Origin of the sequence: Streptococcus sp. E24BD (assembly GCF_041807825.1) — a bacterium.
In the GTDB taxonomy this organism is placed as follows: domain Bacteria; phylum Bacillota; class Bacilli; order Lactobacillales; family Streptococcaceae; genus Streptococcus; species Streptococcus entericus.
In genome coordinates, this window is record NZ_JBGTZB010000001.1 from 57,188 (window position 1) to 71,210 (window position 14,023).

Below are 14,023 nucleotides of genomic sequence, written 5' to 3' on the forward strand. Positions count from 1 at the left end.
TTCTTATTTAATTTTCAAATTGTTGCTTAACAAATTCAAGTGAACCTTGACCATCACGGGTCAAACCAATGTATTGAGCCCCTTCAGTCTTAGCCAATTTAATGCCAAGTTTATCTGTTTCCACCTTCATATCTTCATAGTTAGAAGCGACTTGAGGGGCTAGAATAACCAATTGATACTGTGGCAAAATTTCACGGTGAGCACCATAGCTTCCAGCAGCAGCAGTTACTGGAGCACCATATTCTTTAGCCGCTTTATTCAAGGCATTAGCCAGGAGACCACTGGTGCCACCACCTGCACAAAGGACGAGAACATTAGTCTGCTCAGTGATTTCTGTTTCTGATGCTTTTTCTGTCACACCAGCTTTTTCAAGAATGGCATCCGCTTTAGCTGTATTAAAGTTCGCCGCAACTTTTTCTTTCAAGATATCATTGCTGGTACCAGCCGCTTCCTCAGCCAAAATTTGGTCATCATACACTTTCAAGAATGGGTAATAGATGGCAACGTCAACAACAATAAGCAAAGCTGCAAGTACAAATGATAGGGCTGCAAATTGCGTTCCCATGATAATGCCCAGCGGTCCTGGAGTTGTCCAAGGAAGGTTCACAGAGAAACTGTTCATGCCCAAGGTATCAACGAAGAATTTGAAAATCCAGACGTTAACAATTGGAGTCAAGATAAACGGTACAAAGAAAATTGGGTTAAGAACAAGCGGTGCACCAAACAAAATTGGTTCGTTAACACCGAAGAAAGTCGGAACAACTGAGGCACGTCCAATGGCCTGATTGCGTTTTGATTTTGTCAACCACATGAACATGAATGGGACTACCAAGGTTGCACCAGTACCACCCATGGTCACGATGAACATTTGTGTTCCTGAAGTCAACACTTTATCGGCATGTTGACCTGCTTGGAGTAACTGCAAGTTCGTTTCAATGTTAGCGTAAGTAATAGCTGCAATCGCTGGCTCAACAATTGATGGACCATGGATACCAACAAACCAGAAGAGGGCATAAGCACCAAAGATAATGGTAATACCAAGGTAACCATCCGCTGCTGTAAAGAGCGGTGCAAGAAGTGTACCGATAGCTTCAGCAACACTGGTTCCAATGGTATTGCGAGCAAGCAAATCTAAACCATAGAGCGCAAAGATTGAGAACGAGAATGGGAACAAATCTTTGAATACCTGTGAAATATTCGGTGGAACTTCGGCAGGCATGCGAATGGTGACATTGTTTTTAACACAGACTTTATAAATGTTAACGGTGATAAAAGCCGCCAGGAAGGCAGAAAGCAACCCCTTCGTACCCAAAAAGCCATTAGCAAAACCACCCTCGATAGAATCAGAAGCTAGCAACAAAAAGCCTGTAATTGATGCCAACATGGTAGACATGTAGTTAATCTGATTGGTGCTTTCCAAATCACGGTTAACCGAATCTGTTAATGATTTCGCTGTTGTTCCAGCAACCAGCAAGGCAACAACACCCATCGTATAGCCATAAGGTTTCATCAGCATGCTGACAACATCATCACTCCAAGTAAAACCGAAAATGTTTGGCACAAATGCAATCAACAGGAAGATACTAGAGAAAAGAATAACTGGCATGCTGGCGATAAAGCCATCACGAATAGCACGGAGATAAATGTTCCGTGAAATTTTCTCAAACAATGGCTTTTGTTTTTCTAACGCATTAATCAAAGCATTCATTAGCGATTACTCCTTCTGTAAAGTTCAATCATATGTTTCATCATATCTTTCAACAACAGGGTTGTCATCAAGTGGTCTTGACCGTGCATCAAGGTCACACTAAAGGCCAGATCATCACCCAGGGCTTCTTTTTGAAGCAAACTTGTCTGAGCTTTATGGGCATTGGTGATACACTCCCCAGCTGCCTCAACAAGTGATTCAGCTTTGTCATAATCACCCGCTTGTGCAGCCGATAAGGCTTCCAGGAGACGTGAGCGTGCATCGCCTGCATAAGCAACGATTTCAAACCCTAACAGGGTAATTTCTTCTCTATTCATCAGAGAATTCCTCCTAAAGATAGTGTTTTTTATAAAAGACTAAACGATTGGTAACCATGTTCTAATCGTGATACTCTCCACGATTCCATTTTTCTAAAAATTCATTAAAGAACTCTGGTTTAGCTTGTTCAGCATTTTGCGTTTCAATTTGACTGATTTTTTCAATCAACAGTTTATTTTCCGGCGTTTTTTTGTATTCAGCAGCAATGAATGCATCAATAATATCACACATCAAAAGCTCCCCTGTTACTTTGCCTCCAAAACCAATAACATTGGCATTTAATTCCTCCTTGGCATATACTGCAGAAGACATGTCTCGGACAAGTGCTGAACGGACACCCGGAACCTTGTTCACGGCATTGTTGATGCCGACACCAGTTCCGCAGATACAAACGCCCAAGTCTGCTTGACCACTGACAACAGCCTCACCAACCTTTTTTCCATAAATCGGATAGTGTGTTCTCACATGGTCATAAGTCCCGCAGTCAATGACATCATGACCTTGGTTTTTTAGGTAATCAACAACAGCCATTTTCTCGTCTGTCACAATGTGGTCACAACCAACAGCAATTCTCATAATTAGTATCCCCTTCTTCTATTTTAACCCATTTTATTCAGCATATCTACACGAATTTGGTGTCTACCACCATCATAGGAACCAAAGACAAATCCTTTAACAATATTTTTAGCAAGAGTTGTACCAACAATCTCCGACCCAATTGTAATCATCCGAGAATTGTTGTGACCTCTCGTCATATAGGCAGACCGCTCATCTGATACCTCTGCTGCTACCATACCTTTTACCTTGGTAGCGACCATGAAACTACCTGCTCCATAAGCATCAATCGCAATACCCAAGTTTTCATCGTCCTTTTGAACCTCTTTGGCAACAGCAAGAGTCGTATCGACAAAATCTCTTACCTCGCCTTGACTAACATCAATAACCTCTAATTGATTTTCTTTAAGATAGTCAACGATAATATCTTTTAGTTTTAGTCCAGCTTGATCTGCACCAATGATAATTGCCATAATGTACTCCTTATAGTTAATATATAAAAAAGCGTTTCCAACCTTTTTACAACTATGATTATATACCCAAGGTAACATTTTGTCAACACTTTTTGTTCAAAAAATGTTATTTTTTTATTTTTTTGATTTTTTTAATAAAAAAACAAACAATTTATGTGGTTTTTGTTGGTTTTTTTGTTATACTAAGAAATCACTTCTGTAAAATCTTGAATTTTTTGCAGTTGTTCTGGTCTCATGCAATCTGTAATGACAGCCGTTAATTCTCCCAAATGACAAAACGTTGTAAAATCTTCTTTTCCTATCTTGGTTGTATCAATTAGTAAATATTTTTCCAAAGAATTTCTTAAAGCCATTTGTTGTGTAAAAGCTTCTGCAAAGGAAGAAGTCATGACCTCTCCTTCTTTTACACCATTGCCACTAAAAAACATTTTACTGAATTTCATCTTTTCTAAGATAGTATTTGTAATTTCACCCACAAACGATTCCGTTACTTGTCGCATTTCGCCACCTAAGAGATAAACTTTAAAGGTTTCCGTCTTTTTCTCATAAAGGTGCTTGAAAACAGGGTAGCAATTGGTCACAACAGACAAGGCAGTATTCTGAATCTCCGTTGCTAGCAATTCGACAGTTGTGCCCGGACCCAGAAAGATGGTGTCGCCATCCTCGATCAAAGCCGCTGCTTTCTTTGCTATTTCAGACTTTTCTGCAATGTTTTTATCGTGTTTTTCCTGATGAGAACTCTCTTTCACGGCAAAAGCATTATTGCTACGAGCACCGCCATGTATTTTTGTCAATACTCCCTGCTCTTCTAACTCAGACAAATCACGTCGAGCCGTCATATCTGTAATGTTGAATCGTTCAACTAACTCAGCTATCCTAACCGTTCCCTTTTCTTGCACAAGTTGCGCTATTTCTTCGTGTCTTCTATATTTTTTCATTTTCAACTTCCTCAAATTTGTTACTTTCATTATATCACTTTTCCAACATTATTTGTTTGTGTTATTGTCAAAAAATATTAAATCCATCATTTTTTGTTGATTTGGAAATAAATTCTCTTTCCCAGCAATTTGATTAACAAATTTCTCTACACGTCTCACTTCATATTCATAATCATCTATTAATTTACCCAGTTCTTCTTGACATTGTTTTACCTCATGATCTACCTGTTCAAGTGCAATAGCTGCGGTCAGATTCATCTTGGCATAATCATACCAGGCTAGTCTGCGGTTTTCTGGATCTGCGTTATCAAGATTGAGTAGCACTTCCGCAACCTTGTTAAGGTAAGCAAGTTTATCCTGATAATCCGTAATCATCAACTCCAGTTGAGCAAGGTCTTGGAGCATCCCGTCCTTGATTTGAAAAGGCACCCCTTTTCTGTACAATTTTTATAAAGTGTTTTTGTTAAGCGATAACTCGCTTAACCATAGGTGTTTGGTAATCGAGACTACCGTGAATGCGATGATGGTTCCACCAGTGGACATAGTCCTTGGTTTTAAGGGTTAGTTCTTCTAGTGACTGGAAGGTCTCCTGGTTGATAAACTCCAGTTTGAAAGAGCGGTAGGTGCTCTTTCAATTCTGGAGAATAGCTGAGCAACTTAGCGACGATCTCCTGATTAGTCAAGTGCGTACGAAAAGTTGGGCGATAGAAGCGTTTATCGCTGAGCTTTCGACTATCCTGCTGAATCAGTTTCCAGTAGCGCTTGAGCGCCCTATACTCGTGGGATTTTCGGTCAAACTGGTTTATGATTTGGACACGCAGGCGATTCATGGCTCTGCTCATGTGTTGGAGTAAAATAGTCCAGTGGACTATTTTAGCCTCGAGCTAAGAAATTTGAAAGCGAGAGGTAGAAGCGATCAAGGACGATTTTGGCATTCGGAAATAGTTTCTTAGCGATGTCGTAGCAAGGGCTAAACATGTCCATAGTGATGACCTTGACTCGGCTTCTGACCGCCCTAGAATAGCGTAGAAAGTGGTTGCGAATGGTAGCTTTGGTTCGACCATCTAGGATTGCCACAATTTTAAGCGAGTCAAAATCCTGAGCAATGAAGCTCATTTTTCCTTTCTTGAAACTGTTGCTCGCTTTCTCGTTTCAAGGCTCGCACCTCAAACAGTCTCTCCCCAGACTGTTTGAGTCCCAGGACATGTTCTCAGGGAGCCAGGTCAGATCAGTCTTGAACTGGCCTTCCTTTAGCTTTCGGAAGACGGTTGAGGTCGATACGGCTAAACTTTCAGCGATGGCTGTCATAGCGACTTTCTCAATCAGCTTCTGGACAATTTTCTGATTCAGGATAACAGTAAGAGGTGGTTTTTCTTGACCAGTGATGTCTCCGCGACCGCCATTTTTCGGCTCTATAATTTCTGTAGTGGGTAAATCCACCATGGAGATTATAGAGCCTTTTGAGTGTAGAAAAAAAGTTCCATATGACCTATAATGAAAAGTGCTTAAACAACTCATTAGAAAGACACATATGGAACAGTTCAATTTTATCACAAACCTACTCGGAATTAAAGACCCTAATATCACTATTTTGGAGGTTGTGGAGGCTGGGAGTCACAAAGANAAACTATCCAAAATACCTTATCTTGAGTGTGCTGGTTACAAGACACTCATTCGCTTGCGAAAGCGCCGCTTTCGTTGCTCAAATTGCGGGAAAATGGCTGTCGCTGAAACGTCACTGGTCAAGTCAACCATCAAATTCCTGTCATTCTTAATCAGAAAATCGCTCAAAAATTGATGGAGAAAGTCGCCATGACGGCCATCGCTGAAAGCTTAGCCGTATCGACCTCAACCGTCTTCCGAAAACTAAAGGAATTTCAGTTCAAGACAGACTTGAACTGGCTACCAACTAACATGAGCTGGGACGAGTACAGCTTCAAGAAAGGCAAAATGAGCTTCATCGCACAGGACTTTGATTCACTCAAAATCCTAGCTATTCTAGAGCGGTTAGAAGCCGTGTTAAGGTCATCACCATGGACATGTTTAGCCCTTATTACGACATCGCTAAGAAACTATTTCCAAATGCGAAAATCGTTCTCGATCGTTTCCACATTGTCCAGCATATGAGCAGGGCCATGAACAGGCTACGCATCCAAGTAATGAACCAGTTTGATCGAAATTCCCACGAATACAGAGCCCTCAAACGCTACTGGAAACTGATTCTGCAGGATAGTCGTAAACTCAGCGATAAACGCTTTTATCGTCCAGTTTTTCGCAGGCACTTGACTAATCAGGAGGTTGTCGCTAAGCTGCTCGGCTATTCCCAAGAGCTTAAAGAACACTACGAACTTTATCAACTGCTCCTGTTTCATTTTCAAGAAAAGCAAGCTGACCAGCTCTTTGGGCTGATTGAGGAGACGATTTCAAGCGTTAATCCTGTCTTTCAGACAGTTTTTAGAACATTGTTGAAGGGTAGGGACAAGATTGTCAATGCCTTGGAATTGCCCTACTCTAACGCCAAGATTGAAGCAACCAACAACATCATCAAGGTTATTAAGCGCAACGCCTTTGGTTTCAGAAACTTTGAAAAGACAAAACTCGCATTTTCATTGCCATAAACATAAAACGAGAGAAGACAAGAACTGTCCTCTCTCGGTGTTAAGTGGGTCAACCCACTACAGTTGACAAAGAGCCCATTTTTCCGCATTTTTGGCAGCGGAAGCGACGCTTTCTTAAACGAATCAACGTTTTATAGCCAGCACATTCAAGATAAGGAATTTTAGACGGTTTTTGGAAGTCGTATTTCGCCATCTGTCCTTGGCAATGTTGGCATTTTGGGGCTTGGTAGTCCAGCTTAGCAATGACTTCCTTGTGACTTTCAGCATCAACGACTTCCAAAATAGTAATGTTAGGGTCTTTAATTTCCAGTAGGCTTGTGATAAAATTAAACTGTTCCATATGACACCTTTCTAATGATGGTTTGGTCGCTTTTCATTATAGGTCATATGGGGCTTTTTTCATACTCAAAAGGCTCTATAATCTCCGTGGTGGATTTACCCACTACAGAAATTATAGAGTCTATATATCTTACGACTCCATAAGCCAATCCCATCGCCCTATCTAAAAAACCAGTCCCAACAGGAACTGGTTTTAGAGTCAAACTGAATCTACAAGTCATCAGTAACTTAGCTTTGACGACGTTTGAGAGAAATAAACATAAAGGTCAGGCCTGTCAGAGTAAGACCTCCGACTGCCAGTAAGTGCCTGTTGCTAGCACCTGTTTTAGGTAACATCGCTTGATAAGTAGGTATTACCGATGATTGATTAGGCTTGTTAAAAGTTCCATTTCTCCAAGTCAAAGGCGTCCCTTGACTGTTTTTGGATGACAGTAAGGCTGACTCTCCTTGATTAGAACCACCAGCGGCAGCGCTTCCTCCTTTGAGAAGAGACTTTTCGTCATGTTGTTTTAAAGCCATTTCTTTTTTAAAAGCATCCTTTACAGCTAGAGTCGGTTTAATCGTCGCTAGCTGCTGGTCTGTCGAAGACGACTGAGAGCTTATTGTCTCAGCAGTGCCCTTCGTCACTTTCTTTGGCCTTATAAAACTTAAAGTAACAGCCTTGCCCTTATAATCAGCTGACACATAAGTTAAGCCTTCTGATAGTTTTACTTCGATAAGAGCAAAGAGATGCTCCAAGAAAACAGCATGGGCCATCAGATCAAAGGATAATATTTGAGCCAATTTCCCATCAATCAGGATTGTAATCTCATAGTTTTCCACTGGTGGGTTGACGGAAGAAACAACATGAGCGTCACCTGACGACTGGTCATCCATAGGATGATGGAAGAAGAGATAAACCGTATTGTCTTCATGGGCAGCTGAGTCATAAACAAGACCTTCGGACAATTTAGCTTCGATAAGGGCAGAGAGATGCTCCAAAAAGACAGCATAAACCACATCATCAAATGCTGATACTTGAACCTCTTTACCATCAGCCGAAACAACTATCGTGTAGCTTTCTGAGACATCCTTAGACGGTTGAGGTATAGTCGGTACAGTTGGAGAAGGAATTGGTGCCAAGGTTAGCGCCTTACTAGCGATAATACGCTTAGGAGCTAGACCTTGATCAGTGACCACAGTGGTTACTTGCCTTGATAGAGCACCTGTTTGCTCATCCACACTATAAATCGTTCGGGTTTCTGTGACTCTTGGTTGTCCTGGAATAACTTTATCTGGACTACCAACAAGGTTATTACCATCATACTCAACCATTTCAGAAAGCACTTCTTCTTGACGAACAAGTTTAGGTTTAGTACCGACAACAATCTCTTTAGCAACAGCTGGCTTGGTGCTTAGAATAGTTGTTTGATCAACAACCACTGCCTTATCGCCATCAAGACGATAAGAGGTTCGAGTCGTAGTGATTGCAGGACTTCCCTCAATGCGAGTCACTCGTTTGTTGGCTTCAATATTATCATCAGCAACATAGCGAACAGGAATATCTGTTCCCACCAGCTCTTGAATGAGAGATTTAGTACCGACTTGTATCACTGTATCAGTAGGATTTTCGATCAATCGACCAGTGAACGCAGAGGCTTTACCAGATTGACCTAAAATAGTAACAGGCTGGCTAGCAAAAGCGAGTTGGTCATTTGCCTCATATCGAATTGATGGCTCTACGATAGAGTAAGCTTTATATTCCCACGTTCCAGTGAACGTAAGTGATCCTGAAACCACTTGTTCATTTGCCGGATTCCATCCTTTGAATTTCCACTCACCTGTCGCATCTTTACTTTCAATTACTACATCTGTATAAAGATTTGGTACTGAGATAGTTTCATTTTCAGCCACTGTTTTTCCACTAGGTAGAGGAGCTTTTTGGACATCAAAATTAGTTTCTTGACCATTTTCAAAACTATAGCGATACGAAATCTGATAATTTCTAGGTTGTCTAATCGATGTTGCTGGATTGATAACCATTGCTTTAGTACCAACAATACGCTCAGGGGCAAGGCCAGCATCTACGATAACTTCCTCAACCTTTTCAACTACTTTACCAGTATCCTTATTGAGAGTATAAGTCTTACGGATTTCAGTTAGTTTTGGTCGACCAGGTGTTACTTTATCAGGTGTTCCTGCTAAAACATTTGAATCCTCAACCACTTTTTCTGCTAAATCTTGACTTATTTGAGTGGTAACAGGTTTAGTACCGACAGTCACAATTCGAGGAGAACCCTCATAAACAACGGTTTGTTTGTTAACTTCATCAAGAACAGCTGTTCCATTAACTAATTCATAAGGGGTTGTCACCTTAGTTCTAGTCTGGCTACCCACATCAGTAATGACCATGTGCCCTGCAGAATCTTGTTCGTTTGCTACAAATTTCAATCGAATTTTTGATATTTCCTCGGTCACAAGTGGCTTAGTACCAACTGATATCGTCGTTGGAATCGCTTCTTCCGTGGTTTCTGTGATTTTAGGCACAGCTTTACCATCGACAATGTCAAAAGTGGTTCGGATTGTTGTTTTTTCAGGGCGACCTTGGTTAACTTCTGTTTTAATATTAGCTTCTTTAGCATCATCTCTAACATAAGTAACAGGAATTGTAGCTGCTTCTCTAACCTCAACCTTTGGTTTAGTACCAACGGTAACAACCTGAAGCGTTGGTAGAACAACTACCTTACCCGTAATCGCTGATTGTTTTCCAGGAACACCAGAAATCTTAATAACATTGTCAGTACCTGCGTCACGCTCTTGGTCCGCCTCATAAGCAATCGAAAAATCAACAGGCTTGTAAGGCACAAACTCCCAGGTACCAGTGACTGTAATATCATGGTTTTCTGATACATCATCTGACGAGGTCCAACCTTTAAACTGCCATTCTCCTAATCGATCAATACTCTCAACCAGACTCGGTTGTGGAGCTTCTGGAATAGGAATAACATCACCTTGTTTAACAGTTGTTGCTACAGGAACCGTTGAAACTTGATTTTTGTTAAAGTTACTTTCCTCACCCTTAGTAAAGGCATAGACATAGGTAACACGATTTGAAATCGGCGTTACTACCTTAGGTGCAAATCTCCAGTTTCCTTTATAAATAATGATAGTTGGAGTATCTTGCTCTGTTTCTTTAGTCCAATTAACAAAAGTCCAAGTTCCTGAATCCGTTTGGATATCCGAAGGATTTTTCGGAGTCTCAGGCTCTTGTTCATTATCCAAACTCTCTGAAGGAAGAATAGCCATTACGGGATGTGGGGCTACAATCTCTTTGTCGTTATGATAAAATTCATAATACACATCGTAAGGATGTTTGTAGACAAAGTCATTATTACTATCTTGTCTAATAAGGCGCTCATTACCTTTCATGACCATCGTCGCAGTGCTTTCAGTGTCTAAATCTAAATAAACATGATTATGAAGGGTAGCTTGACTATCTTGAGCGGTTACTTCAAATCTCAAACCATTCATGCTAACACCTGTCTTAGCTGTTAACTTGTTTTGAGGAGCTATACGGACTGTTCCGTCTCCCGAAAGATCCCATGCGTCTGTTTTAGCATTATCAACATCTAATATAGAATCTCTTGAAACAACATAAGCGCTGTTACTTTGACGATTATTACTCAATTTGATATTGGCATTGTTAGTGAGCTCTAAACTACCACCATTGGTTGTAACATTGGATAAGTTAACACCGTCTAGTGTAATTGTTCCAGTCGGTTCAAATTGAATGATTCTATTGGATTTGCTAGTACCAGAACCTTTTAAGGTTTCCGCCGTAACATTTGAGCCAATTTGACCACTTGTCATTTCAATCGTAGTAAACTGAGCATCACGAGTCCCTGTGATCATAAGTTCTTGTGCCTTAATAGCAGGAGGACGATTGCCAGTAGTTATCTCTGAAAGAGTTAGAGGAGCATTCGCTGTTATTTTAGGCATTACAGATAGGTCTGGATTTATCTGTAAATTTAGGTTTTTAAGCGTACTTGCAGCATTAATTACTAATTCTGGGCGATTCAAAGTCAGGCTAGCATTTTCAGTATGACCTTCAATCGTCACCGCTTTAGTGATGGTATCAAAAGTTCTATCTACCAAACTGTCCACAACAACAATCTTACCGCCTGCTTTGACTAATTGAAAGGCCTCCTCTAACAGACTAACTGGACTTTCAGGGGTTTTTCCATTACCATTTCCAGAACTTTTGACATAGACAATGTCTAGTAAGTCTGGCGTCTTGTCTTTAAAAACAGATGTTGTCAAATCATTTTTTAGAAGTGATGTCAATAACTCTCGTTTGGCACGACGAACAGCTGTAGCTCTTTCAAAAGTCGCTAAATTATTAGGAGTTGGATTTTGTTTAAATTGTTTTAAAATAGCCAAATCTGACTCAACAGCTTGTTTTAATTTTTCTTTAAACACAACTAAATCAAAGTGATCACTTGTTTTAGTCAGAAGTTTTTGATATTGTGTAACTTTTTTATCAGTCCAATCTTGATTATTGAGAGCTTGTAAGTCATTGTTTGCAGAATTATTCAAAAACCTTGTGAAAGCATCCCAGCCATCTAACCCTAGAACCTCATAGGCTTTACGCTTAAAGGAAACATCTCCTGTCGTATTTTTATTGTCAAGTGCTTTGGCAGAAGCCCAGAAAGACTCTAAAAGGGGAACATTATCATATTGGTCTGACTGTAATTCGTCAATATAAGGATGACGACCATGTGGTACAAATTGCCCTGCCACAAGATTTTGTGATACTAAACCACGCAGGAATGCCTCATAATTGCTGCTATCTAACTGCCCTGTAAAATCAGCAAACTGATCATTGGTTGACATGGTACGATTAGGATTTTTAGTTGGCGTTACTTGGTTGACTTGATTGAAGTATTGCTCTTTTTCAAGTGTTTTGGACTCTTGTAAAATTTGAGCTTCCAAAGCCTCCATATACATAATCACTTCAAGCAAATTTTTCTGATAATTCGCAAGGCTATCTTTGGTTGATTGAGGCGAAGACGCTTGAACTCGGTTAGGAACATCCCCAATACTAATAGAAGTATTTAAATTGAAAACAGGCTCAAATTCACTTTTTCCAGGCGTATTGTCAATATCCTCAAACATACCACGGGCATAAAGTTCTGCACCTTGACCAGTTCTATTGGTTCCCCAAATCGCTTTTTCATTAGCATGCGTCATCTCATGCGTAAACAACGTTACACCAGAATAGTTAGTGTGCATCAGACGTGATTCAAAAGCCTTCAACTGACCATTGCCATCATAAACACCACCAAAATTTTGACTGTTTTGATAGGTTTGCCATAAACCTATTGGACCAAGGAAACGTCTAACAGCATTAGCTGCTGTATCTCCTTCTTTAGCTGACCATACACGGGTAACTTTGTCACTATTAGCAGTATAATTATGATTCATTGAATCAATCGCAAAGCTAAACGGAATAGGCTGCTTGGGATTATCATTTAAGAAACCAATAAAACGTTCAAAACTATCCATGTAAGGCTTGATAAATGGTGTCTGTGATTGTGCAGTACCCTTGCTATGACTAGACAATTGATCTTCGGTGTACAAGTCGCCATAAGTCTCTGTCATACCAATAGTCAAGTGATTAGTCGCTGTGCCGACGAATACACCTTTCCCAGAACTCAATAAAGGTAAGAGAAAAGCAGACTTATGGTTCTTCAAAAGGTTATAAGCAGAATTTTCCTGTGACTGTTCGCCTTTTGCTTCATAAACAATAGCTTCCGTCTGCTCCTTAAAATATTGAGCAGCAGTTTTATTTTTTCGTCTTGCTAACTTTTCAATTAAGTCGGCGGGACTAGCTGATCCAGTTAGACGATTCATGCCACGACCAGTGAATAGCTCAGTATTATGAGATAAATAAGAGCCTGTACGGTAGTTATTGTCAGTTCTTGTACCACCTAAACGTTTTAATCTCTCAAGTGGGGTTTCATTAGCCACTGTAGGGTTCAAGTTCTGAGGTGTTAACAACAACTCCTTAATCAAGCCTTCTTCAAGATGGTATTGCTGTGTTAAGTGAAACATTCCGCGCAAATAAGCGGGTAAGTTTGTCTTAAATTCACCGACCGAAATAGGCTGTGTTGCAATAATCTGTTCCAATAAAGTTGGGGTAAAGATTGTTTTCACTTCAGGAGCGAGGACTTCATATTCATCAACTTGAGTAATTTCAGCATTAACCTTATCCAACGCTAGTTGAGTGGCTTTCTCACTTAATGTCCGTAATAAACGTTGCTGTTCAGGAGTGTAATTTGTCACAGCATGTGGTAATCCAGCTTCCTTTTTTAACTGATTTAAAATCGGAACCATCACTTTACCTATATCTGAAACAGCTAATCTTGTTTTTGTTTCTTTTACCTCACTCAAGGCATAATTTTCAGTCTCAGTATTGATTTTTGAGTGAATGACACCAGCATACTGTTTAGCCAAATCAGTAGTGATGATCTCCTGTCCTCGCTCAGTAGCTTCCTTGGTAAAGTAACTCTCTAAACTTTCTTCGTTTTGGACTTCTCTAGTACGACGGAGACGTGGTTTGTCGTCGGTTCTTGTGGTTTCATTGAGGGCATCATCTGACGGTTCAGATACTGACTCGGGTGCTTCTGCTAGTTCTCTAGCCTCTCCTGACACTACTCGGGCTGGGCTTGCTTCCTCTTCTACTGATACTTTTACTTCAAAGGTAGCATTTTCTGAATTCTCTGAGATAACAGAGTCCGCCATATTGGTTGCATAAGATTTAGCCTCAGCAGATTCTTTGGGCAAGACCTGATCACTGACAACTACTGTAGTCACCTCAGGTATTTGAGGGCTTTCGCTTGCCAAATCAGGCACACCCGTTGCATGTTCTTGATTGGACAAGGGCTTCTCTGCAACCCCCTCGGCTTGAACCGTTTGAGTTGACCAGGCAAAACCAATACAGACGGAGACAACTCCGACAGATAATTTTTTAATTGAAAATTTATGTTTTCTTTCCATGATAACTCCATATCGTTATTTTTGATTGCTATTTCT

Annotated in this window: 6 protein-coding genes and 5 pseudogenes; 1 reads left to right on the top strand and 10 read right to left on the bottom strand. The window is 40.4% G+C overall.

All coding sequences use genetic code 11. The features are described from left to right. Positions 1 to 7 precede the first annotated feature (7 nt). The 8 genes and pseudogenes from ACERC5_RS00285 to ACERC5_RS00320 all read right to left on the bottom strand — a co-directional run. Positions 8 to 1,708: a lactose-specific PTS transporter subunit EIIC gene (locus ACERC5_RS00285; protein ID WP_373658471.1), complete on the bottom strand. Its 1,701-nt coding sequence runs from the start codon at positions 1,706 to 1,708 to the stop codon at positions 8 to 10. Next, positions 1,708 to 2,025, bottom strand: a complete 318-nt coding sequence (locus tag ACERC5_RS00290) for a PTS lactose/cellobiose transporter subunit IIA (protein WP_373658473.1) — start codon at positions 2,023 to 2,025, stop codon at positions 1,708 to 1,710. Before ACERC5_RS00290 ends, ACERC5_RS00285 begins: the two co-directional genes overlap by 1 nt. Positions 2,026 to 2,086: 61 nt before the next feature. Next, positions 2,087 to 2,602, bottom strand: coding sequence for a galactose-6-phosphate isomerase subunit LacB (lacB, locus tag ACERC5_RS00295; protein WP_373658474.1), 516 nt, complete (start codon positions 2,600 to 2,602; stop codon positions 2,087 to 2,089). A 23-nt stretch (positions 2,603 to 2,625) separates the two neighbouring features. After that, the gene (lacA, locus tag ACERC5_RS00300) at positions 2,626 to 3,054 is read right to left on the bottom strand and encodes a galactose-6-phosphate isomerase subunit LacA (protein ID WP_373659866.1); all 429 of its coding nucleotides are present in this window, start codon (positions 3,052 to 3,054) and stop codon (positions 2,626 to 2,628) included. Between the two features lie 182 nt (positions 3,055 to 3,236). Beyond that, a complete protein-coding gene (locus ACERC5_RS00305; RefSeq protein ID WP_373659868.1) occupies positions 3,237 to 3,992 on the bottom strand; it encodes a DeoR/GlpR family DNA-binding transcription regulator in 756 nt (251 codons plus the stop codon). Between the two features lie 48 nt (positions 3,993 to 4,040). After that, positions 4,041 to 4,409, bottom strand: a pseudogene (locus tag ACERC5_RS00310) (helical hairpin domain-containing protein); the annotation flags it as partial. A 46-nt stretch (positions 4,410 to 4,455) separates the two neighbouring features. Continuing rightward, positions 4,456 to 4,623 (bottom strand): annotated as a pseudogene (locus tag ACERC5_RS00315) (IS3 family transposase); the annotation flags it as partial. Beyond that, positions 4,601 to 5,398, bottom strand: a pseudogene (locus tag ACERC5_RS00320) (transposase); the annotation flags it as partial. The pseudogenes ACERC5_RS00315 and ACERC5_RS00320, both read right to left, overlap by 23 nt. A 125-nt stretch (positions 5,399 to 5,523) precedes the next feature. Here ACERC5_RS00320 and ACERC5_RS00325 point away from each other — a divergent pair. After that, positions 5,524 to 6,654 (top strand): annotated as a pseudogene (locus tag ACERC5_RS00325) (ISL3 family transposase). 32 nt (positions 6,655 to 6,686) lie between these two features. Here ACERC5_RS00325 and ACERC5_RS00330 read toward each other — a convergent pair. Then, positions 6,687 to 6,950 (bottom strand): annotated as a pseudogene (locus ACERC5_RS00330) (transposase family protein); the annotation flags it as partial. A gap of 227 nt (positions 6,951 to 7,177) precedes the next feature. Continuing rightward, on the bottom strand, positions 7,178 to 13,987 hold the full coding sequence (locus tag ACERC5_RS00335) for a ZmpA/ZmpB/ZmpC family metallo-endopeptidase (RefSeq protein WP_373659870.1): 6,810 nt from the start codon (positions 13,985 to 13,987) through the stop codon (positions 7,178 to 7,180). Between the last annotated feature and the right edge of the window lie 36 nt (positions 13,988 to 14,023).

Excerpts from the sequence above, each read along its gene's own strand:
- ACERC5_RS00285 (WP_373658471.1), bottom strand. The coding sequence starts at position 1,708 with ATGAATGCTTTGATTAATGCGTTAGAAAAACAAAAGCCATTGTTTGAG.
- ACERC5_RS00290 (WP_373658473.1), bottom strand. The coding sequence starts at position 2,025 with ATGAATAGAGAAGAAATTACCCTGTTAGGGTTTGAAATCGTTGCTTAT.
- lacB (WP_373658474.1), bottom strand. The coding sequence starts at position 2,602 with ATGAGAATTGCTGTTGGTTGTGACCACATTGTGACAGACGAGAAAATG.
- lacA (WP_373659866.1), bottom strand. The coding sequence starts at position 3,054 with ATGGCAATTATCATTGGTGCAGATCAAGCTGGACTAAAACTAAAAGAT.
- ACERC5_RS00305 (WP_373659868.1), bottom strand. The coding sequence starts at position 3,992 with ATGAAAAAATATAGAAGACACGAAGAAATAGCGCAACTTGTGCAAGAA.
- ACERC5_RS00335 (WP_373659870.1), bottom strand. The coding sequence starts at position 13,987 with ATGGAAAGAAAACATAAATTTTCAATTAAAAAATTATCTGTCGGAGTT.